This is a genomic window from Fervidobacterium riparium, assembly GCF_025370035.1.
GTDB classification, from domain to species: domain Bacteria; phylum Thermotogota; class Thermotogae; order Thermotogales; family Fervidobacteriaceae; genus Fervidobacterium; species Fervidobacterium gondwanense.
The window spans coordinates 322,163-344,697 of sequence record NZ_CP009277.1; the positions used below are offsets into that span (position 1 = coordinate 322,163).

Genomic DNA, 22,535 nt, shown 5'->3' on the forward strand with positions numbered 1-22,535 from the left:
ATTCACTGAATGAATTTTACCATATCTATTATCGGAAGTCAAAGGGAAAAGTTTAGTGTAACCGAAGGATATATTCCGTCCATTATTTTTGGAATGTTTTCGGTTGCTGGAAGTGGCTTTATAGTGCAGTGGGCTGCTATGATTGTAACAAAACTGGAAATTTTAACTATTAATCTCTGAGTTGTGGTATGATATAATTCAAATGAAGTGGAAAAACAAATTGAATATTAAGGGGTGGTAAGAAAGTGATGAGAAAGTGGATTATCGGCTTTCTAAGTATTATTTTTGCGCTGAGTATCTTTGGGTACACGCTCCGTGTTGGTGATACTATCGCCATTGAAGTGTTTGGTCAACCACAATTCTCCCGAACAGTGAAAGTCGCATTTGATGGAACGATTCCATATCCGTATGCAGGAAATATCAAAGTGGAAGGATTAACAGTTGATCAAGTGAAGAACCTAATCGAACAAACTGTCAGAAAATTCATAAAAGACCCTGTCATAACCGTCTATATCGTCGACTACGCACCGATGTATGTCTACTTCCAAGGTGCAATGAACCGCACTTTTGACATTTCGAATTATCAAAATCTCACTATCTCAAAACTCTTCTCAATTCTCAACCTTTCGCCAACAACAGAAATCGATTTTGAGAATATCCAGCTCAAACGAGCAGGTAAGACACAGACGATAAACATGCTCCCGTTCTTCTACGAAGGCAAGATAGATAATGATGTTCTTCTTCAAGAAGGAGATGTAATCTACTTCCCACCGGTGAAATACAGTCAGACGATTCAAGTAAGTGGCGCATACTCTGCCATATTCAAATACGAACCCGGTTTGACATTGAAAACTCTACTTCTGCGCCTCGGCACACTCAACGAACAAATCGCTGTGATAGAGAATTCTTACCTTACAACAGCAAACAAGACAGTTACCGTAAACCTCAAAGACGTTCTCAGCGGAAAAACCGATTATTCTCTCACACAGGGAACTTCTTTGTACATCCCCAAAAGAGACGATAGATATGTTTACGTTCTTGGCTTCGTTCCGAGTGCGGGAGTCAAAACATTCGCAGTTGAAGAACCACAAAACCTTGCACTTGCGATAGCGAAAGCTGGAGGGATATCGAAAGACAACGAAAAGTGGATAGAAAAAATCACAGTCACCACACCGGATGGAAAGACTCAAGAATTCTCACCCACAATACTAACCATGGCAGCGAACGTCATCCTTCCAAACGGTGCGATAGTGAACGTAATAAAATACGAAGAGTTCAAAATATACTTAACGGGTGATTTCTCAACTGGAATAATCACATTCGAACCAAATGAACCAAAGATGCTAAAGACGCTACTCACGAAAATCGGTGGTCTCAAAACTGAACAATTCAAATGGATAGAATCGATAAAGATAAACGATACTACTGTTGACCTCTCAAAGATAGACACATACTCTCTCAAGAACAACGACACAGTTCAAATAAAAAAATACCCAGAATTCAAAATCTACCTCACGGGTGATTACAAACCTGGCATAGTCACGTTCGAACCAGACGAGCCAAAGACACTCGCAGGCTTGTTTACAAAAATAGGCGGCATTCCGACAGACCAACTGAAATGGATCGAATCGGTGAAGATAAACGGAAAAGCTGTCGACATATCAAAAGCTCAGGAATACACGCTCAGCAACGGTGACAAAGTCGAGATAAAGAAATTCGACGAATTCTACGTATACGTCCAAGGCTTTGCAAACCAGAAAGGTAAAATACCATTCGAACCGCAAGAGCCAAGGACACTCAAAACATTGCTGAACAAAATCGGACTGCCAAACTCAGATGTTGAAAACGAAGGAAAAGCACTGATAAATAACCAAATCGAAGTCAACCTCAGAGATATAATATACAACAAGAAAGACGTCAACCTGTCGCTTGGCGATACAGTGCTTGTATCGTACGAACCGTTCCTGATTTACACCACAGGCATATCAGGACCAGGCGTACTCCAGCTCTCATACTACGAACCGAAAACGCTGAGCTATGTGGTCAAAAAACTCATAACCCAGCCAGAAACCGTTGAAAAGATAACACTCTTGAGAAATGGAAAACAATTCGAATACGAACCTGAAAAACTCATCTACGGTAAACAAGACCAAATACTTGAAAAACACGACACATTGATCTTCAAACAATCCGACGTCAATGCCGTGTACCTTGTTGGAGATGTCTCCTCATACGTCACGTTCGCACTCAACGAACCGATAACCATCCAGAAAATACTTGCAAAAGTAGGACTGAGCGATTTAAGAAAGATAGATAAAATCACCGACAATGCAACAGCGATAGACTTCACAAAAGACACGCCGATTCAAAAAGGCGCGATACTCAACGTCCAGCTCAAAAAGCCGGTCTACGTAACGGCGATGGGGTACATAAGAAGCACGGGCAGAGTGCAGTTCGACTACTACGAAACGCCAGACTTGAAAACGCTCTTTGCTAAACTCGGCGGGCTCATCATCGGACCGGAACTCTATTACGCATCTGACAAAGTTTTAATTATTCGAAACGGTGCGTTGGCTGGACAGTACGATGCAGAGAAAATATTCAAAGGCATAGAGAACGCGCAAGTTGAAGATGGAGACTTTGTATACGTCACGCAGAAAGAACCGAACCAAGTCTATGTGTTCGGTAAAGGCGTACCGAATGGACTTGTGAGATTCACCCAAGGCGAAGAGTTTGACTTAAGAACGCTCATGGGAAAACTTGGAGGGTTAAAAGAAGGCATAAGCAACAAGATTACTGTGATAGACGATGAAAAAGTTGAGCAGATAGAATGGAGCGAATTTGCAAACGCAAAGCTTACTAATAACAGCATACTCCTCTTTGACGTCGACAAAGAAAACTACATATACGTAATCAACGCAAACGGAAATCCGAGCATGATTTACTCAGACAAACCAGTAACGCTCTACGAAATACTCACAAAAGCAGGAATAGACAAAAATTACAGAAGACTTGAAATTACAAAAGGAACGGAAAAACAAACAATCGAGCTCAAGGACCTTACCCAGGCAAGAGGGTACAACATCAATCCAGGGGACATCGTAAGGATAATCGACGCGCCGCAGAACTACGCGTACGTGCTTGGCGAAGTGAACAGGCCAGGAATAGTCCAGCTGACAGAAGGCACAACGGTGCTGCAAGCGATAATCCAGGCTGGATACTTCAGCACAAAAGCAGCGCCATCAAGCGTATGGCTCTACAAAGGTGGAATCAATGGAAAAGCGGAACAGATAAACCTTGCGGGTGCAATGAGCGGTGGAAAGATAGAATACAATCCTGTGATTGAAAGCGGAGACATAATCTTCGTGCCGTCTGATATATTCAGAAGTGCACTTGAATGGATACCGGTTATAAATAACCTAATAACCTTCTACAACAACGTATCCGGACTTTTCAAATAATGGCATCAAGGAGGAATAAATGATGGATCAGGAAATGACAAGAGACGAAATCACGTTAGAGGATCTTCTTAGAATATTCAAAAGGCGCTTCTGGTGGTTCTTTGCAACAGTTATAGCTGTTTTTGCTGTAACAATCGTGTACCTCATGCTTGCAACACCGATTTATGAAGCAAGCGTGACCATAAACATCGAGCCGAAATCAAAAGGAAGCCTTACAGATTTATTCTCAGCAACAGGATACACTTCATCAAGGCCTGATATATCGACAGAAGTGGAATTGATAAAGAGCAGAACAAACATTGAAACAGTGGTAAAGAACCTTAACCTCGTTGAATATTTCAAGAATAAATCAAAAAACAGTGAAATAGACACATACGATGTGATCAAATCTCTTTCAAATATGATAACCGTTTCACCGGTTAAAGATACGAGTATAGTCAAAATAAGCGTGCAAAACCCAGACCCAGAACTTGCAAAGAACATTGCAAACGAACTCGCAAGCGTCTACAACGAGCTTCTTCAGAGACTCTCAAGGAACGAATACACTGCACGAAGGGAGTTCATCGAACAGCAGATACCAAAAGTAGAAGAAGAACTCAAACAGGTAGAAGACCAACTCAAGAAATTCAAACAGACGAACAAAGTCTACGTGTTAAATGTAGAGTCTCAAAACCTTCTCAACACGCTCTACAACCTTGACACGCAAATCAACACTTACAAAATCAAAGTTGAAGAAGTCAAAGCAAAAATTTCAGCATTGACTCAGCAGCTCAAATCTATGAATCAAAAGATAGTCTCTTCAGAGACAATATCAGTCAACCCAGTTGTGAGTCAATTGAAAGCAAAGCTTGTCGACTTACAAATCCAGCTTTCAGCATTGCTGAATACGTATTCAGAGAACGACCAACAAGTCAAATCTCTCCGAAAACAAATCGAGGAAACAGAGAAGATGTTAAAAAACCAAGTCGAGAGCATAGTAACATCCCAAGTTCAAACAACAGACCCAAACTATGCATCAATGTACTCCGAACTCATCCAGAGCAATACGGAATTGTTAGTTTACCAATCAACAATAAGCTCAATTGAAAGCATCAAGAGTAAATACGAGCAAAAAATCAGTACGCTGCCAATGCTTGAGCAGCAACTATTCGAACTTGAAAGGGACAGAAAAGTCAAAGAAAACCTCTACAGCATTCTTCTTGAAAAACTTGAAGAAACAAGGATATCCGAAGCCGGCGTTGTTGGAAGGGCAACACTTGTGGATTCAGCGATTACGCCAACCCAACCGGTGAAACCGAACAAAAAACTTACACTTGCAATCGGAGGCGTGCTTGGAATCTTCTTAGGCATACTCCTTGTCTTCCTCCTCGAAGCATTTGACAAAACGATATCTGATGAGGAATACATAAAGCACATGCTTAAAGGTTCGCCAGTGCTCGGAAGGATACCGAACATAGAATTTCCAGAAACGAGCGAATCACCAGAGCTTGTTGTCGTAAACTCACCAACATCGCCGCAAGCAGAAGCTCTGAAGCTAACTGCAACAAATATCGAATATTCAAACACCCCGGCACCGAAAATTGTTGCTGTTACAAGCTCAGGACCTGGTGAGGGTAAAACACTTATTGCAGCTAACATAGCTCTGGCGTACGCTCAAAATGGAAATAGAACGCTCCTGCTTGATCTGGATATGAGGAAACCCAGAATCGAGAAGGTTCTTGGAATTGAAAGGATAAACATAGGTGTAACGAATCATATACTAAAGGACATTCCAGTTGAAAGAATTATTGTGAATTATGGTGAAAATATAGATATAATCCCAGTTGGACCGATACCACCAAATCCAACGGCATTACTAACGTCGAAAAAGATGGAAGATTTTATCCAGAAATTGAGTGAAAAATACGAAAGAATCGTTATCGACCTTCCGCCAATCCTTGCAGCAGCAGATTCATTGATAGTCTCCAAATATACCGATGGCATTGTTCTTGTAGTGCGTGCCGGTAAAACGCAAAAACCATCTTTAAGAGTTGCATATGAAAATATACAGACGTCGTCGGCAAAACTCCTCGGCGCTGTTATAAACGACATAACAGCAAACCAGATGGGTTACTACTACTACTATTACTACTATTACACGACAGAAGGCAAAAAGAAGAAAAAACGAAGGAAAAGTAAAGAAAAATAGTTCTCAAGGCTCCGCAATCAAATGCGGAGCTTTATTTTTAATATTATACATCATGTGTAAATAAGGTGAAATTTTGATTACACAAATATGTATCGAGAATTGGCCTAAGTTCATCAAAAAAAACGAATTTAACACCAAAGGCTTTGTTCAATCAAACAACTCTTAAGTCATTTTGTTAAGCAGTCTGAACGAATGTGAATCTTGTTTCTGAATAAGTTAGGTAATCGGCATGCAGACAGGAGAAGTATTGTCCAGAATCGCTTAAATACTACACTTACGAATTATGCCAGGAGACAGACTTTTGAGGTTAAATTTGGTTGAAGTTCCGAAACATTAATGTGCACTGGAAGAAAATATATAGTAACACGATTGCGATAGTGTATCTTTTGTGGTATGATATTTCTGACTAATACATATATTCTTTAATTCTTGCTTTAACTTCCAATTTGGGGGGCGTGTGTATGTACGACATTCACAACCACATTCTTTTTGGGGTAGACGACGGGGTTGAAACGCTGGAAGAGTCAATAGAAATTCTGGAAGATTACAAAAGGCATGGAATAGATTTTGTGGTATTCACTCCCCACGTAAACCACCCAACAGTAAAAAGTGACATTCAAAAAATAAAACAGCACTTCCAAATTCTGAAGGAAGAGTGCAATAGGATTGGAATTCGCTGCGAGCTTGGAAGCGAACTCTACTTGAAACCAAAATTCCAAGATTTCATACCTATACTTGATAGGTTTGTGCTCGTCGAGCTTGACACATTAAATTACCCTCTATATCTCTTTGACCAAATATTTGAACTGCAACTTGAAGGCTATGATGTCATCCTTGCTCACGTTGAGCGGTACGCGTGGCTTGAGAACAACAGACATGTTGTTCGCAAATTGAAAGAAATGAATGTTTATTTCCAAATGAACATCAGCGCACTTGACAAGAAAAACTACTTTATCAAGAACGATTACGTTGATTTCATCGCGACAGATTACCATGGAGTGAAAAGGGGAAAACTAGATTGGGAAAGACTTAAAGATTACAAGAGCCTTATTGAAAAAGGGCATAGGATTTTAAGACTTGCGAAAGTATAGAACGAATTTTCTGGTTACGCAGTCTAAAATGTAGAATATCTGAACGTAAGGGGGTATTTTGTGGAAAGGATAAAGATAGGGATCTTCGCCTCTAACGTAGCTTTGCTATATCTATTGTCAGATATTATTCCAAAAAATACCACATTTTCAACCTTAGTTTATCTACTTATATTATTGCTTGCGTACTATTCGTTCAGATTATACGACACAGAATACCTCTCTTCTTTTAAGTCGCAGCTTTTTAGGACGTTCATTGCAGGAACAATAGACATTGTGCTGTTTTACTTTCTTGATTTAATCTCGGAGTTCACATTCTCGCCTCGATACGTATGGTTCACCCTATCGGCAAGTCTTTCAGTTTCCATTTTGAATGTTGTGTTGTTTGTTGGCATAAAATCTTTACTTAAACCGCAGAAATATGTTATAATAGGAAAGCAGGAAGAATACAGTGATATAATTGATGAACTTACAAAAAACAGTGGCTCAATGTTTTCAATCTCAGGCTACGTTAACCCAGATTTATCACAACTTAGGGCACTGATGCAAATATCAAACGGCGTGCTTATAGGTAATCTCAAATTCGCAAAGACGATAGAAAACGATTTCAACGCCAACTATTCAAACAAACAAATCAAATATTTGCCAGATTTTATCGAACAAAAACTTAAGCGGATTCCTTTGAATCTAATTGAAAAATACGAACAATATTACATCCTTGAATTTTCAAAACCGAAAGACACGCTTGCGATAAGGCTGCTTGACATATTCGTCTCAATAGTGGCGATAATCTTGACATCACCACTATGGCTAATTATCGCATTGGCGATACTCATAGAAGATGGAAGACCGGTGATATTTAAGCAGAAGCGTGCAGGAAAAGACGGGAAGTTGTTTACAATGTACAAATTCAGAAGTATGAGAAACCTTCCGCAGAACGATTCACAGCCAAAATATCCGGATCAGGAAAAGGGCCGTATATTGAAGGTGGGTAAAATAATTCGGAAATACAGATTAGATGAATTACCGCAGCTGATAAATGTACTTAAGGGTGATATGAGTATTGTTGGTCCAAGACCTGAGCAAAAAGAGCTCCACGAGATATATTCACATGCGGACATACCTTATTACGAATACAGACTCAAGGTAAAACCTGGTATAACCGGCTGGGCGCAAATAACGTACCAATATTCGTCATCAGTAGACGAGGCGGCAAAGAAATTAGAGTATGATTTGTGGTATGTAAAGAACAAGAGCTTTTGGTTGAATGTAAAGATAATCATGAAAACGCCTGAGACGATGTTGTTTAGAAGAGGGGCGAAGTAATATTATAATAAATCAGGTCCTGCATCCTTGGGAAAACAAGCTTCATATCATGAGGTACTTCGTACTACAAATGAATAATTACTAGACGTTATAGAAACACCCTGGCCAATGTAAAATCTAAGTGAACAGAACTGTGTATAGCTTCGGTTGTTTCTTCAGCATCCCTATCAAGTATGTTAACTCCTGCCCAATTAACCTTATCGTTAACTTCGTAAACAACGTCGCTTTGTTTATCTTCTCTATCACTAATCCCAGTTTCAACCTTTCAAAATAGTACTCTATCTCCCACCTCTTCCTGTATATCGCCCTCATCAGCTCACTTTTCATGAATTCTTCACCAGCTTTTCCCCTCGGCCTGATTATCTTTTCTCCTTCCCCTTCTGCCCTGAACTTTTTAACGTGATATCCCCTGTCTCCTATTATTAAACTACCTTTGCACCCTTTCGTCATTTCTATCCCTACGTCCCATTCTCGCCTCTCACTTACCTCGAAGTCCACTACTACTTTCTCTTTGCTGTTGTACAACGCATGCAATCTCTCTTTCTTATTTCTCAACTCGCTCGAATCTATCGCAAGTATGCTCCCTGCTACCTTCTTCATTATTCCTGATATCTTCGCTTTGTCTATATATTTCATCCGATACGTTAACGTCTGCCGAGTTGGTAACTTGTATGGATAATAGATATTCCCTCTCTTGACTTCATCGTAGAACTCCCTCACATACTGACATTTCGTCAAACACATTGCAATGATGACTCTTAATATGTCTAAATCCGAATATTTCCTCGTAAACATCCTCCTTGACCTCTTAAAGACAATTTTCGCAATAGCTTCTAATGATTTTTCTGGTATAATAACTTTGATCACGGGGAACTGTGCCTCCTTTCGTATTGATTGGTGTTCGATACAATTTTGGCACGGTTCCCCCTTTTTGTTAACTCTCTTTTTTATTTGTTAACTCATCCCTCCAATTTCACATCCCACTTTGGCCAGGGTCTTATAGAAAGCGTCCAGTAAAATAGTAACATTGGTGAAAGTTTTTTGCCTTCCCAACGAAATTTATACTAATGTGCTTTATCAATCTGGTTTCAGATAAGCTCTCGGAGGTTAAGCTGATGCAAAAAGATAAATCTTTAGACTATAGGCCGACAATAAGTATTGTTACGGTAACCTACAATTCTGCAGAGTTCATCGAAGAGTGTATAAAGAGTGTTGCTTCGCAAATTTACAAGAATGTTGAATACATAATAATAGATGGTGACTCAACCGATGGAACTTTAGATATCATAAAGAAATATTATAAACTTGGGATTGTTACAAAATATGTTTCAGAAAAAGATAATGGAATATATGATGCAATGAATAAGGGTATTGATTTAGCTACTGGCGATGTAATAGGATTTCTTAATTCAGACGACAAGTATGCTGATGAAAGAGTCCTAGAGGACGTAGCAACAGAGTTTATGAAGATTGGTGCCGATTTTGTTTACGGAGACTTAATTTATGTCAAGAGAAACAAAAACGTTCCTATTAGGTTTTGGAGAGTAGGTGATGTTAATCTGAGAAAACTTAAATATGGGTGGCAAATATGTCATCCTACTTTTTTTGTGAAGACTAATATAGCAAAGGCTGTAAGGTATGACCTGACGTATCGTATAGCCTCAGACTATGATTTCATTCTTAGGATACTAAAACAGACAGAGCGGTATGCATATATTAGACGCCCACTTGTAATGATGAGATTCGGGGGGACGAGTACTAAAAGCCTTCGTGCTATGGTACTCCTTAACAAGGAGAACATGACCATAATGAAAAGAAATGGCTTTCAGCCCTCAAAACTTTACTTTTTTTACAGGTTTTCGACAAGGTTAATGCAGCTACTTCAAGCTACCAAACTTAGATTTACGGGGTGGAAAAGATGAAGAAAGCACTTATCACAGGCATAACCGGCCAGGACGGAAGTTACTTAGCAGAACTCTTACTTGAAAAAGGATACGAAGTTCACGGACTCATTCGAAGGTCAAGCAGTTTCAACACAAGAAGAATTGATCATCTCTACAAGGACCCCCATGATAAAGATAATCGGTTCTTTTTGCATTATAATGACCTAACAGATTCCACAAACATTATTAGGCTTTTGCAAGAAATACAACCTGACGAGATATATAACTTAGCAGCTCAAAGCCACGTTAAGGTTAGCTTCGAGCTCCCTGAATATACAGCAAACGCAGACGCACTGGGAACTCTGCGTCTTCTTGAAGCGCTTCGCATCTTGGGAATGGAAAAGAAAGTAAAATTCTATCAAGCATCAACAAGTGAATTGTTTGGAAAAGTTCAAGAAATACCTCAAAACGAAAAAACGCCATTTTATCCACGAAGTCCATATGCAGTAGCAAAGTTGTATGCGTATTGGATAACGGTTAACTACAGAGAAGCATACGGAATCTTCGCATGTAATGGGATTCTCTTCAACCATGAATCAGAGCGTAGAGGAGAAACCTTTGTCACAAGAAAAATAACAAGAGCGGCAACGAGAATATTAGTAGGCAACCAGGAAAAGCTTTACTTAGGTAATCTGAACGCTAAAAGAGACTGGGGATATGCGAAAGATTACGTAAAAGGCATGTGGATGATGCTCCAGCAAGATGAACCGGATGATTACGTACTTGCGACAGGTGAAACGCATGAAGTAAGAGAATTCTGCGAAAGAACATTTGAGAATCTTGGGATAAAATTAGATTGGGTTGGAGAAGGAGTGGAAGAAAAGGGGATAATTAAGGAAATAGATAGATACAAAACACAGGAGGTTATTTCCAAACTAAAAGAAAGACATCCAGATTTGAGAAACTTTGATTTAAATCTTGAGCGTTTCAAAGTTGGTCAAGTAGTTATAGAAGTTGATCCAAGGTACTTCAGGCCAACAGAGGTTGACATACTGTTGGGGGATGCGACAAAGGCAAGAACCAAACTTGGATGGAAACCAGAGACAACGTTTGAAGAACTTGTAAGAATAATGGTGGAATACGACTTAGGGCTTGCAATAAAAGAAAAACACAGAAACGAAAGGATAAAAGAGTAATAGGGCAATCTGAACAGAACTGAATAGAAATAGTAAACAGAAGAAGGTGAAACAATGGAAAAGGATGCCAAGATATATGTTGCAGGACACAGAGGTTTAGTTGGTTCAGCTATAGTGAGAAAACTAAAAGAGAAAGGATATACAAACATAGTAACAAGAACACACCAAGAGTTAGACCTAACAGACCAAAAAGCAACAAGAGAATTCTTCGAAAAAGAAAGGCCGGAATATGTATTCTTAGCAGCAGCCAAAGTTGGTGGTATATTAGCTAACAACACATACAAAGCAGATTTCATCTATCAAAACATCATGATAGCGGCAAATGTGATAGAAGCTTCGTATAGATATGGGGTTAAGAAGTTACTTAACCTTGGTTCATCATGTATATATCCAAAATACGCTCCACAACCAATGAAAGAAGAGTATCTCCTGACAGGAGCACTTGAACCAACGAACGAACCGTATGCAATAGCCAAGATATCTGCAATAAAGCTATGCAGATATTTCAACGAACAGTACGGTACAAATTTTATTAGCGTAATGCCGACGAACCTTTATGGGCCAAATGATAACTTCAATCTTGAAACATCGCATGTACTACCTGCACTCCTGAGAAAGTTCCACCTTGGAAAATTACTTATGGCTGGTGATTATAAAGGAATTCTAAAAGACATACGAAAATATCCGTTAGGATTTGGACTGGATAAAGAAATAGATGAGCATGATTATACAACTATAGACAGAGCTCTTGAGAAAGTAGGGATTACAAGAAATACCATTAAGGTATGGGGAACGGGAGAAGTTTACAGAGAGTTCCTGCATGTGGATGACTTAGCAGATGCGTGTGTATATTTGATGGAGAAATATGATTACAAAGACATAGGTGAATTTGTGAACGTCGGAACTGAAGAAGATGTGAAGATAAAGGATTTGGTGTATATGATAAAGGAGATAGTAGGTTACGAAGGAGATGTTGAATGGGATACAAGCAAGCCAGATGGAACACCAAGGAAGTTGTTGGATGTGTCGAGGTTGCGTGAGCTTGGGTGGAAACATAGACTCAGTTTACAGGATGGAATCATACAGCTTTATAACTGTTATGTACTGCAATTAAGTTGAAAACGAAACTTCAATGTCTATGCAAGTGAAGAACTCATACGCCCTTCCACCACGTCAGAATATACTTGAGCACAGGACTCATAAACTCAGCAGCTGTTTGAAAAGTACGGTAAGCTTCAGTTAGTACAACTACTGCACATATGCTGAGTAACAAAATCGTGGTCATAAGAGGTAATGTATGAAAGTAACAGTTTTTACCTGGAACGACTTTGGTTATACATATGGTGGTACTGAGAAGGTAATCAGTACGTTTTAGAGAATCTTTAAAGATAAATATAAGGCTCAGGTAAGAATTTTGGCTGTTCAGAGTAAGGAAAGAAATCAAGAGTTAGTGGAAGACGCAAGAGCTTTAAACATCATTACTCTTAGCAAATACAGGAATAGGTTACATCACTTTGCAAAGAGGATAAAGAAACTCTTCGATATTTTTCGTGGAAAACCTATTCTAACAGATGGATTCTCGTGTAAGATTATTCCCTATGAACTTATTGACTCCGATGTGTTTCTTGTAACAAAAGCACAGCTTTTACCTCCACTGGTATGGCTTAAATCTATGTGGGTAATAAGTGGTAAAATTGTTTGGTGGGATCACGGGACAGCTAATCTTTTGTTTTACTTGGATACGGAGAAAAAGAATGGTACTGATTTATCCTGGGTAATTCATCGTAAGGAAGCGGAAGAAGTAGTTGCTTCGTTGAATAGCGTTGATGGTGTTCTTTGCATATCGACATTTGTTGAGGAAACAGTAAGAAAGGCTTGTCCAAAGCTCAAGACATACATCGTTTTTAATCCTGTCCAGAAATACCATGGCAGGCTTTTCCAGCGTGTAAGTAGGAACAGGTTTGTTTATATTGGAAGAATACATGAACAATCGAAGAACCTATCCTTTATGCTAAAAGGTCTAGCATTTCTCAAGTCTGAAAACTGGGAGCTGAAAATCATTGGTAAGGGGCCGGATGAGAAAAGATTGAAACGCTTGGCCGAAACACTAAGAATATCAGAAAGGATACAGTGGACAGGTTTTAAAAATGATCCCTTTCAGGCTCTAGAAGACGTAACCTGCTTACTCTTAACATCCAATTCTGAAGGTTTACCGATGGCCTTAATAGAAGCAATTCAGCGTGGGATACCTGTTATTTCATCAGATTTCCCTGGTGCTCGTGATGTTGTTGTAGACGGTGTGAACGGCTACTTATATAAAAGGGGAGACTATAGAAGCTTTGTAGAAACTGTTCGAGGGGTAATTGATGGAGAGCTCAACTTCGCAAGCCCAGAGGAAATAGCGAAAACGGCCGAAAAATTCGAAGAAGACAAGGTAATAGATCGAATATACGACGCACTATCGGAAATTTTACGAAAGAAGACATGACATTGAATACACACTTTCCTTAAAGTGTTCGATTTCTACACTGCGAACCACATCCAATAGCTTTAACACTCTGTCTGAGAGAGCGTTTTTGTTAAGAATATTCTCGTTTTCCTTTTGCAAAAGTCAGCTGTGTTGCGTTAAATCATCAACCTCAATTTTTCCTATGGAGGATAAGACCCTGGCCAAAGTGGGATGTGAAATTGGAGGGATGAGTTAACAAATAAAAAAGAGAGTTAACAAAAAGGGGGAACCGTGCCAAAATTGTATCGAACACCAATCAATACGAAAGGAGGCACAGTTCCCCGTGATCAAAGTTATTATACCAGAAAAATCATTAGAAGCTATTGCGAAAATTGTCTTTAAGAGGTCAAGGAGGATGTTTACGAGGAAATATTCGGATTTAGACATATTAAGAGTCATCATTGCAATGTGTTTGACGAAATGTCAGTATGTGAGGGAGTTCTACGATGAAGTCAAGAGAGGGAATATCTATTATCCATACAAGTTACCAACTCGGCAGACGTTAACGTATCGGATGAAATATATAGACAAAGCGAAGATATCAGGAATAATGAAGAAGGTAGCAGGGAGCATACTTGCGATAGATTCGAGCGAGTTGAGAAATAAGAAAGAGAGATTGCATGCGTTGTACAACAGCAAAGAGAAAGTAGTAGTGGACTTCGAGGTAAGTGAGAGGCGAGAATGGGACGTAGGGATAGAAATGACGAAAGGGTGCAAAGGTAGTTTAATAATAGGAGACAGGGGATATCACGTTAAAAAGTTCAGGGCAGAAGGGGAAGGAGAAAAGATAATCAGGCCGAGGGGAAAAGCTGGTGAAGAATTCATGAAAAGTGAGCTGATGAGGGCGATATACAGGAAGAGGTGGGAGATAGAGTACTATTTTGAAAGGTTGAAACTGGGATTAGTGATAGAGAAGATAAACAAAGCGACGTTGTTTACGAAGTTAACGATAAGGTTAATTGGGCAGGAGTTAACATACTTGATAGGGATGCTGAAGAAACAACCGAAGCTATACACAGTTCTGTTCACTTAGATTTTACATTGGCCAGGGTGTATGGAGGATAACACTGAGGGTTGAAATTAGAGAGGAAGAGCAAGAAATGCAACGCTATGTTAAGGATTTTGTCAAATACTCGCTTGGAATTTGGATACGTGCAATCGTTAGTTTCATAACAATACCTATAACGACGTATCTAATAGCTCCCGATGAGTTTGGAAAAGCAGCAATGTTCTCACTTGTTTCCATCATTGCTAAAGTTGTTTCCACACTTGGATTGGACAAAGCTTCGTAAGATATTATTACCAAACTGACGAACGTGATAAACTTTACTGGAACTGCCTTCTGCCACAATTGTTAACTGGTGTGCTTATGTCATCAGTGTTTATACTGTTTGAATAACGTTTAAACATGTTCCTCTTTGGTGGCAATTACAAGGGAATAGGAGTATTGTTTGGCCTCCAACTTCTTACAAGCCTCATCCAGGATTTCGAGGGAAATTCTGTTAGAATGCAGAAAAGAAGCATATTATTTTCAATAATATTCGCCACAAATTCAGTAGCAAACACAATCTTCACAATAGGATACGCTATAATAGTTTCGCGCAGTTTTTATGCTCCTATAGTAGGAGGAGTAATGGCGAATATTCTGACGTTAGCCATCGTATTATTCATATCATATGATATTCGTAAATTCTCCAAGGTAATGTTTTCCAATGTCATAAAGCATTTACGGTACGGTTTGCCATTTATACCATCTGCACTTCTGTTTTGGTTCTTTTCTTCTATAGATAAGATATCGCTCAGACAATACTCAACATTTTATGAGATAGGGTTTACACTGCAGCATTCAAAATTGTTGGAGTAATGCAGCTTTTTCAGAATGGCTTCATGGTTTTTTGGACACCGATTGTGTACGAAAAACACTGGAAAGTTTCTCAAGAGAAAGCTTCTCAAGAGAAGGAATTTTATAAAAAGGCCAATATGGTTGTCAGTGTTGGAATGTTTTCTCTTGGGCTCTTGATACTTGGAGGCAAAGACTTAATCTTTATGCTCCTAAGCAAGAGTTACAGAGAGGCTGCATATGTTTCTCCGTTTTTGTTACTGTATCCGACAATGTACACCATCTCTGAGACAACGGTTATCGGAATTAACTTTACTAAAAAGACCTACTGGCATATAGTAATAACAGGTGTTAGTGGTGCTGCAAACTTTTTCGGCAATACACTACTTGTGCCGCACCTTTGTGCGAAGGGGGCGGCTATATCAACAGGGGTGTCGTACATGCTATTCTTTGCGATGCGAACAATAATTTCCGAAAAGTTGTACAAGGTTGGCTTTGAACTGCGGAGGATTTACTCTGCTACCATCATTCTAGTCTGTGGCACATTATTAGGAACGTTTGTGAGAAGTTTTGTTTTGAATCTTGTTGTGGCGTTCGTGGGCATTGTAGCTGTCATGTTGATTTACAAGGATTACGTTCCGTATGTCTACAAGCGAATTAGCTCTTTTGTCAAAAAAAACTTAATTTGCGATGATATTGAGAGCACCACAAAGTGTCTAAATTGTGTGTAAAGTAATCCAAGCATCAATCTTATAATAGTTTTTGTTGAAGCGAGGTTAATGCTATACTGAACATATCACAAAGGGCATAGTTGACTAACCATGAATTTCTTTGTATCACCATTTTCTAAATTCAAAAGCCATAAACTGCTTAAAAGCGGAGGTCTCCCGAATGAAATCAATCATCTTAGCCGGAGGTAGTGGAGAAAGATTTTGGCCACTTTCGACGAAGGATACCCCAAAACAGTTTTTGAAGCTCTTTTCGGATAAAACACTCATAAGGCAAACTTTTGAAAGGCTCAGTTGCATACTGAGACCTGAGGATATATATGTGGTTACGAACCAAATGTATGCCGAAAAAACATACGAAGAACTTCCCGAAGTTCCAAAGGAAAATATCTTACTCGAGCCGTTGAGGAAAAACACAGCACCTGCGTGTGCGTATGCTACGCTTAGGTTTGAGGATGAAGAAACTGTCTTTGTAGTTCCTGCAGACCATTATATACCCGATGTAGAGAAATTTTGGGAGCATGTGGAACTTGCGGAAAGGTTTCTTGAGGATAACGAAGGCATAGTAACATTCGGTATAGTTCCAACACGCCCAGAGACGGGGTATGGGTATATTGAGGTGGATGAGAAAATAGATGAGAAAGTTTATTCAGTAAAAATGTTCAGAGAAAAACCAAACTATGAAACAGCAGTAGAATATATCAACTCAGGCAGATTCTTCTGGAACAGCGGAATGTTCATGTGGAGGAAGGGCTATTTTGTAGAGCAGATGAAGAAACACGCTAAGGAAGTTATTGAAACTTTCTTAGATTGCGAAAGCATTGAAGAAATATACGCCCAAGTTCCATCGATAAGTATAGATTATGCACTGATGGAAAAGGCGGATAAGATTTACACGATAAAAGCCGATTTTGTTTGGTCGGATGTAGGGAATTGGAAATCGTTGCAAGAGCTTGGTGTGGAGAACTCAGTGAAGGTGGTGCTAATAGACAGCAACGCATTCGTCCAGACGACAAAGCCGACGGTTGTGATCGGTGTAAACAACATCGTCGTAGTCGAAACAGAAAACGGAATTCTTGTCGCCAACGAAAGCCAGTTGGAAAAAATAAGGGAAGCGCTGAAATGGATTTGATTTTTGGATTCAAATTGTTGGTACAAATAAACACAAAAGCCATCCTCTCGGATGGCTTTTTTCTGTCATTGTTACCTACAGACTCTGGCTGCAACGCCAAGGCATTGCTTTGCCGCAATGTTATCGAATTGAAAGTAGTTTGCTGTTGTGAATGTTCTTTACAAGAGCGTTCATTTCACTCTTCCTTCTCTATCTTCTCTACGCGACATTTATCAAGAGTGTGGATAATGCTTTCAAATAACGTGGGTAGCTGCTTCAGAACAGCTATAGTTTTGTTATGTTTCCTTTCGTATCGTAATTTTTGTCTCTCACCTTTACCTATCAATCTGCACGAAGCAGTGTAGCCAACTTTCTTACACTTTTCCGAAAAACTTCCTCTTTTAACATACGTGTTTTTACGATATTTTTCAGTTTGGTAATTAAGGTTACGTACTGACTTTTGAATTTGAGCAGTTAAGTTATTTCTACCTTGTGGTGTTAATATACATATAGATTATTGAGAAACTTGTCTCGGGTAGTACGGATGATTGATGCACGAAATTTTTCAAAATTTCATTATATGTTTGGAGTGACGAGTATGTCTAACGAGAAAAAGTAGACTGTTTTGGTTATTATCTATACAATTCTTACGATAGTTCATCCTGTTCAAACATGTGCGTTGAATGCTGGACAAGTGGAAAGTCTGGAGATTAGAAGGAAGGATAGAAGAAAATATAAGTGAGTTCTGGGAAAACGTTATGCAGATTGTTTCAAAAGTTGTAAAAGAACTTACGATGACGGATTATATCCACCGTTATCGTAGGAAAGTAAGAGTTAAGAGATAAGAAATAGGTCAGAGGACGGGATTGAACTTCACCACCATGAAAAGGATGTGAAACTGTGTCAGGGTCAAAGTCAAAAGTTTAGATGTTCTTCTAGAAAGCCTTGTTGATAACCCTCATCAGAACTACCATATCCTCGATGTTTAAACAATATTCTTCATTGTTTTCACTCGAAAACCTCCTCGCAGATTTTCTCATAGATTTGATAGAGTACTTGTAGGTCTTTTTGATTGAAAGACTAGATTAGGAGCATTATGCTCTTCCTCTCGATAAGAAAAAATTGATTTTCATAACACATGACTCCTGCACTCCGAGGAGCCAAGTTTTTTAGTTTCTTTTGACACCTCCCTCGACTGTGCCTTTCAAGTTTGTAAACTTTTAGGTCATGTTCTTCAGTTTTCGAAAGGGCTTTGTGTGCAGCAACTAAGCATTCATAGCTATGGCTTGTTGCAAGAACTTGCACGTCCAACTTGTGTGATAGTGTGCAATGTGGAGCCAGAAGTTTTCAAGAACTGAATAATGGATTCCGTCTTCTATTTTGTCAATTAATAGAACTCCTCCTTTGGCTTTGTACATCGATAGTTCTAACCAGTCCATCACCAAGATAATAAATTGGATGAATTTTCTTTCCCAACATTTGAATCAGTGATATTATGTTGGATAGATTATATTTATCAGAAACCATAGTACTGTGTAATTTCTAAATGAGCGCTTCTCCTTTTGACTTCAATAAAAATACAAGGAAACTGAGGTGGAGGCGTTGAAGGGAATCCTCTAACTCCAAATTGGTCAGTGAACACATATTCTGTGATTTCTCATTGTTATGAGTACTTTCCAGTTCCAAGACGTTGAAAGATTTGGCAGAAACTGAACCGATGTCAATTGCAGCATTCCCTACGCTGCTTAACGTATTTTTTGACCGGACTTACTGTGCAATTTCGGATATTTCTTCAAGTAATCAATCTTTTAACTTGCACCCAATGTTTTGTAAAAGAGTTTTCGACAGATCCAGTCAATGAATGTGGTATAATCAGATTGGAACAAATAATCAAAAGGTACGTTCTTGTTCTTAAAGTATACTTTATCGCTCGTTTAGTATTCTTTGAAAGAGGGTGGGTGGAATTTGAATAAGAAAGTGCTGATCATTGGTAATTACAACAGCATATATATCAGAAAACTATTAGAGAGCTTGTCACGTGCAGGAGGTGTACACTTGAACTTTTATGTGCTGAGTGGTCTAAGGTATATACATAACGGTCTTGAAATCTATGCTTTGCCTGAGACGAAGAATCCCTTCAGAAAGCTTACCAATACCAGAGAAATCATAGATAGAGTTGCAGCTGAACACCCAGATATTGTTCACATACACTATTTTAATGCTCCGACTATTTTGTACGTTATGTGGAGTAAACTGTTTAGAAAGGGCAAACTGGTAGTTACTTTTTGGGGCTCGGATCTTTATAGAATTTCGGGAGCTCCAATGCTAAAGAAAATCATTCAAAAGAGTATAATAAAACGTGCTGATGTGGTTACTGTAACTTCTGAAAAAATGATAGATGATTTCTATAAGATTTTTGATGTTAGGGATAAAAAGGTCTTTCTAACAAAATTTGCAGTTCCAATTGACTTGAAGATTTTCGATGAGGTAAGTATAGACCAAATTGAAGAATTTAGACAAAGGTTTTCGATAGGAGCAAATGATATTGTTCTGACGCTTGGATATTCAGCAGATCCAGGAAAGAATCATATGTATATGATTGATGAGGTTGTCAAGCTATACAATACCTTTAGAAACATTTTCGTCTTCCTCCCATTGACCTATGGCGATGTCGAACACAGAGAAAAGGTAAAGCAATACTGTGAGGAAAAGTTTAAACCGCGGGGTATAAAGTACTTCATTCTGGAAGAGCGAATGTTGGATCGGGAAGTGGCGGTTTTGAGGAGAGCAACAGACATAATGGTGAATGTTCAAGTTTCGGATTCTGTGTCTGCTTCCATGCAAGAAAGCTTATATGCTGGGAACATTGTTATAAACGGTGAGTGGTTAGATTACAGTGAACTGAAAAGAGAAGGCGCATATTTTGAGACTATCCCACGGCTTGAACCAGGATTGTTGTTCGAAAAACTTGTTTATGTTATAGAAAATCTTGCTGAGTTAAAACAGAAAACACATGTCAACAAGAAGGTTGTTGCCAAAAGGTGTGATTGGGAAGAGGTTGCTAATAACTTCTTGACAATATACGGCAATCTATTGGAGGGAAAATTATGAAAATCTTGGTTACAGGTTCCGAAGGGTTTATTGGTTCTCATTTGGTTGAGCTTTTAGTAGAAGAAGGTTTTGATGTTAGGGCGTTTGTTAGGTATAATTTTAAGAACGATTGGGGTTGGTTAGAGACTTTAAAATGCTTGGATAAAATAGAAGTATACACTGGTGATGTCAGGGATTTTGATTCTGTGTACGATGCAATGAAAGGCGTTGATGTTGTCTTCCATTTAGCAGCATTGATTGGGATTCCTTATTCATACATTTCACCATTAGCATATATAAAGACGAATATGGAAGGAACGTACAATATTTTAGAGGCTGGAAGAAAGCTGAATTTGCAAAGAATAGTTATAACCTCTACAAGCGAGATATATGGCACTGCACAGTACGTGCCGATTGACGAGAAGCATCCGTACAATCCGCAGTCTCCATACGCGGCAAGTAAAGCAGCGGCCGATTTGCTTGCACTTTCATATTACAGGTCATTTGATACGCCTGTGACCATAGTTAGACCCTTCAATACGTATGGTCCAAGGCAATCCGCAAGGGCTGTGATTCCAACCATAATAACGCAGATACTTTCGGGAAAGAGGGAAATTAAATTAGGAAATTTGGCTCCAACACGTGATTTGACGTATGTAAAAGACACTGCGCAAGGTTTTCTGGCTGTTGGGCTGCATCCTGATACAATCGGAGATGTGTATAATCTCGGCACAGGAACTGAGATTTCTATCGGCGATTTAGTAAAAAAGATAGCAAGTATTATGGGTGTTGAGACTGAAATTATCCAAGAGAAAGAGAGATTGAGGCCTGAAAAATCTGAAGTCGAGCGTTTGCTTTCTAATCCGCAAAAAACGAGGGAGATAACGGGATGGCAGGCGAGGTACAGCCTTGATGAAGGATTAAGGGAAACGATAGCGTGGTTGAAGGCTAATCTTCAGTATTACAAACCTGATATATATAACGTCTAATTGGAGGGGCGTGGAATGGTAAAGGTATATCTTGACGATCCAAACGTTGGTGAATTGGAGAAGAAATACCTGTGTGAGTGCATAGATTCAGGTTACGTGTCGTCAGTAGGACCAAATATTGGAACTTTTGAGAATAGATTTGCAGAATACCTTGGCGTGAAGAGAGCTGTTTCTACACAAAGCGGAACGAGCGCACTGCATTTGGCTCTGTACGAACTGGGTATAGGTCCGGGTGACGAAGTCATTGTTCCTGTTTTGACTTTTATTGCCACGGTGAATCCAATAATGTATGTTGGTGCAAGACCTGTGTTCGTTGACGTAGATCCTGAAACTTGGACTATCGACCCTGATGAGATAGAAAAGTACATTACCCCACGCACAAAAGCGATAATTCCGGTCCATCTGTACGGAAATCCGTGCGATATGGATAGGATAGGGGATATATCAAGAAGATACGGAATACCTGTAATTGAGGATGCGACGGAAAGTCTCGGTGCAACGCACAAAGGAAGATTTACCGGTACGTTTGGAGTAATGGGAGTTTTCAGTTTTAACGGAAATAAGATAATTACAACCGGCGGCGGAGGTATGGTAGTAACTGATGACGAAGATAAGGCAGACCACATAAAATTCCTTGCAAATCAGGCAAGAGACACATCGAGGGGATACTACCATCCAGAGATTGGATTTAACTACAGAATGACGAATTTAGAAGCAAGTTTAGGACTTGCACAGTTTGAGAGGTTTCCGCAGTTTCTTGAAATGAAGAGAAAATTCGCACAGATTTACACCGAGGGGTTGAGAAACAACCTCAACATTGAATTCCAAGGCTCTTATCCCGGAGCTGAAAGTTCTTACTGGCTCTTCTCAATAAAGTTGAAAGGTGATAAATCTGTTCAGGAAGTCCAGAAACTTCTTGCCGAGAGAGGAATACCAACCCGCAGGATATTCATACCGATAGTGGAGTTTCCGATGTACCAGCAGTACAGAGAGGGAGAGTACGAGAATGCATATGATATTTACGAGAGAGGGCTCAACCTTCCAACTTCTACACTGAATACAGAAAAGGGGATAGAGTACGTTGTGAAAACGTTGAATGAAGTTCTTTAATGGTGGTGCATGTGTG

General features: G+C 39.3%; 19 protein-coding genes. 17 read left to right on the plus strand and 2 right to left on the minus strand.

The features are described 5' to 3' along the window. Positions 1–248: 248 nt before the first annotated feature. From IB67_RS01445 to IB67_RS01460, 4 genes are all read left to right on the plus strand, one after another. Positions 249–3,461 carry a polysaccharide biosynthesis/export family protein gene (locus IB67_RS01445; RefSeq protein WP_072757826.1) on the plus strand — a complete coding sequence of 1,071 codons (3,213 nt, stop codon included), beginning with the start codon at positions 249–251 and terminating at the stop codon, positions 3,459–3,461. A gap of 22 nt (positions 3,462–3,483) precedes the next feature. Continuing rightward, positions 3,484–5,649: a GumC family protein gene (locus IB67_RS01450; RefSeq protein WP_498875358.1), complete on the plus strand. Its 2,166-nt coding sequence runs from the start codon at positions 3,484–3,486 to the stop codon at positions 5,647–5,649. 461 nt (positions 5,650–6,110) lie between these two features. Then, positions 6,111–6,740, plus strand: a complete 630-nt coding sequence (locus IB67_RS01455) for a CpsB/CapC family capsule biosynthesis tyrosine phosphatase (RefSeq protein WP_072757268.1) — start codon at positions 6,111–6,113, stop codon at positions 6,738–6,740. A gap of 60 nt (positions 6,741–6,800) precedes the next feature. Continuing rightward, a complete protein-coding gene (locus tag IB67_RS01460; RefSeq protein ID WP_498875359.1) occupies positions 6,801–8,063 on the plus strand; it encodes an exopolysaccharide biosynthesis polyprenyl glycosylphosphotransferase in 1,263 nt (420 codons plus the stop codon). A gap of 117 nt (positions 8,064–8,180) precedes the next feature. On the opposite strand, the gene IB67_RS01465 is transcribed toward IB67_RS01460, so the two are convergent. Beyond that, positions 8,181–8,930 (minus strand): transposase, encoded by a 750-nt coding sequence (locus IB67_RS01465; RefSeq protein ID WP_498875164.1) that lies wholly within the window; start codon positions 8,928–8,930, stop codon positions 8,181–8,183. A gap of 248 nt (positions 8,931–9,178) precedes the next feature. Between IB67_RS01465 and IB67_RS01470 the strand changes: the two genes are divergently transcribed. The 10 genes from IB67_RS01470 (at position 9,179) to IB67_RS01515 (ending at position 18,175) form a co-directional block, all read left to right on the plus strand. Further along, positions 9,179–9,985 (plus strand): glycosyltransferase family 2 protein, encoded by an 807-nt coding sequence (locus tag IB67_RS01470; protein ID WP_424695182.1) that lies wholly within the window; start codon positions 9,179–9,181, stop codon positions 9,983–9,985. Then, on the plus strand, positions 9,982–11,142 hold the full coding sequence (gene gmd / locus IB67_RS01475) for a GDP-mannose 4,6-dehydratase (protein WP_424695181.1): 1,161 nt from the start codon (positions 9,982–9,984) through the stop codon (positions 11,140–11,142). The genes IB67_RS01470 and gmd overlap by 4 nt, the downstream gene beginning before the upstream one ends. Before the next feature lie 54 nt (positions 11,143–11,196). Beyond that, the gene (locus IB67_RS01480; protein WP_424695180.1) at positions 11,197–12,261 is read left to right on the plus strand and encodes a GDP-L-fucose synthase family protein; all 1,065 of its coding nucleotides are present in this window, start codon (positions 11,197–11,199) and stop codon (positions 12,259–12,261) included. Positions 12,262–12,556: 295 nt separating this feature from the next. Continuing rightward, complete coding sequence (locus IB67_RS01485; RefSeq protein WP_498875360.1) at positions 12,557–13,630, plus strand: glycosyltransferase; 1,074 nt, start codon at positions 12,557–12,559, stop codon at positions 13,628–13,630. 304 nt (positions 13,631–13,934) lie between these two features. Beyond that, positions 13,935–14,684, plus strand: coding sequence for a transposase (locus IB67_RS01490; RefSeq protein WP_498875164.1), 750 nt, complete (start codon positions 13,935–13,937; stop codon positions 14,682–14,684). A 67-nt stretch (positions 14,685–14,751) separates the two neighbouring features. After that, positions 14,752–14,943, plus strand: coding sequence for a hypothetical protein (locus IB67_RS01495; protein ID WP_424695178.1), 192 nt, complete (start codon positions 14,752–14,754; stop codon positions 14,941–14,943). Between the two features lie 215 nt (positions 14,944–15,158). Beyond that, entirely contained in the window at positions 15,159–15,515 is a 357-nt protein-coding gene (locus IB67_RS01500) for a hypothetical protein (protein WP_424695177.1), read from the plus strand. Further along, positions 15,515–16,222, plus strand: coding sequence for a lipopolysaccharide biosynthesis protein (locus IB67_RS01505; RefSeq protein ID WP_424695176.1), 708 nt, complete (start codon positions 15,515–15,517; stop codon positions 16,220–16,222). The genes IB67_RS01500 and IB67_RS01505 overlap by 1 nt, the downstream gene beginning before the upstream one ends. Positions 16,223–16,382: 160 nt before the next feature. After that, positions 16,383–17,351: a mannose-1-phosphate guanylyltransferase gene (locus IB67_RS01510; RefSeq protein WP_498875361.1), complete on the plus strand. Its 969-nt coding sequence runs from the start codon at positions 16,383–16,385 to the stop codon at positions 17,349–17,351. Positions 17,352–18,013: 662 nt separating this feature from the next. Beyond that, positions 18,014–18,175 (plus strand): hypothetical protein, encoded by a 162-nt coding sequence (locus tag IB67_RS01515; RefSeq protein WP_498875362.1) that lies wholly within the window; start codon positions 18,014–18,016, stop codon positions 18,173–18,175. Positions 18,176–18,595: 420 nt separating this feature from the next. On the opposite strand, the gene IB67_RS01520 is transcribed toward IB67_RS01515, so the two are convergent. After that, positions 18,596–18,748 carry a hypothetical protein gene (locus tag IB67_RS01520; protein WP_498875363.1) on the minus strand — a complete coding sequence of 51 codons (153 nt, stop codon included), beginning with the start codon at positions 18,746–18,748 and terminating at the stop codon, positions 18,596–18,598. A gap of 547 nt (positions 18,749–19,295) precedes the next feature. On the opposite strand from IB67_RS01520, the gene IB67_RS01525 reads away from it, so the two are divergent. Genes IB67_RS01525 through IB67_RS01535 form a run of 3 tightly spaced genes read left to right on the plus strand, consistent with a single transcriptional unit; the run spans position 19,296 to position 22,519 of the window. Then, positions 19,296–20,441: a glycosyltransferase gene (locus tag IB67_RS01525; protein WP_498875364.1), complete on the plus strand. Its 1,146-nt coding sequence runs from the start codon at positions 19,296–19,298 to the stop codon at positions 20,439–20,441. Beyond that, on the plus strand, positions 20,438–21,409 hold the full coding sequence (locus tag IB67_RS01530; protein ID WP_498875365.1) for an NAD-dependent 4,6-dehydratase LegB: 972 nt from the start codon (positions 20,438–20,440) through the stop codon (positions 21,407–21,409). The genes IB67_RS01525 and IB67_RS01530 overlap by 4 nt, the downstream gene beginning before the upstream one ends. A gap of 15 nt (positions 21,410–21,424) precedes the next feature. After that, the gene (locus IB67_RS01535) at positions 21,425–22,519 is read left to right on the plus strand and encodes a LegC family aminotransferase (protein ID WP_498875366.1); all 1,095 of its coding nucleotides are present in this window, start codon (positions 21,425–21,427) and stop codon (positions 22,517–22,519) included. Positions 22,520–22,535: the final 16 nt, after the last annotated feature.

Excerpts from the sequence above, each read along its gene's own strand:
- IB67_RS01520 (WP_498875363.1), bottom strand. The coding sequence starts at position 18,748 with ATGTACAAAGCCAAAGGAGGAGTTCTATTAATTGACAAAATAGAAGAC.
- gmd (WP_424695181.1), top strand. The coding sequence starts at position 9,982 with ATGAAGAAAGCACTTATCACAGGCATAACCGGCCAGGACGGAAGTTAC.
- IB67_RS01500 (WP_424695177.1), top strand. The coding sequence starts at position 15,159 with ATGCAGAAAAGAAGCATATTATTTTCAATAATATTCGCCACAAATTCA.
- IB67_RS01455 (WP_072757268.1), top strand. The coding sequence starts at position 6,111 with ATGTACGACATTCACAACCACATTCTTTTTGGGGTAGACGACGGGGTT.
- IB67_RS01515 (WP_498875362.1), top strand. The coding sequence starts at position 18,014 with ATGCTGGACAAGTGGAAAGTCTGGAGATTAGAAGGAAGGATAGAAGAA.
- IB67_RS01510 (WP_498875361.1), top strand. The coding sequence starts at position 16,383 with ATGAAATCAATCATCTTAGCCGGAGGTAGTGGAGAAAGATTTTGGCCA.
- IB67_RS01505 (WP_424695176.1), top strand. The coding sequence starts at position 15,515 with ATGCAGCTTTTTCAGAATGGCTTCATGGTTTTTTGGACACCGATTGTG.
- IB67_RS01450 (WP_498875358.1), top strand. The coding sequence starts at position 3,484 with ATGGATCAGGAAATGACAAGAGACGAAATCACGTTAGAGGATCTTCTT.
- IB67_RS01445 (WP_072757826.1), top strand. The coding sequence starts at position 249 with ATGAGAAAGTGGATTATCGGCTTTCTAAGTATTATTTTTGCGCTGAGT.
- IB67_RS01470 (WP_424695182.1), top strand. The coding sequence starts at position 9,179 with ATGCAAAAAGATAAATCTTTAGACTATAGGCCGACAATAAGTATTGTT.
- IB67_RS01530 (WP_498875365.1), top strand. The coding sequence starts at position 20,438 with ATGAAAATCTTGGTTACAGGTTCCGAAGGGTTTATTGGTTCTCATTTG.
- IB67_RS01495 (WP_424695178.1), top strand. The coding sequence starts at position 14,752 with ATGCAACGCTATGTTAAGGATTTTGTCAAATACTCGCTTGGAATTTGG.
- IB67_RS01535 (WP_498875366.1), top strand. The coding sequence starts at position 21,425 with ATGGTAAAGGTATATCTTGACGATCCAAACGTTGGTGAATTGGAGAAG.
- IB67_RS01480 (WP_424695180.1), top strand. The coding sequence starts at position 11,197 with ATGGAAAAGGATGCCAAGATATATGTTGCAGGACACAGAGGTTTAGTT.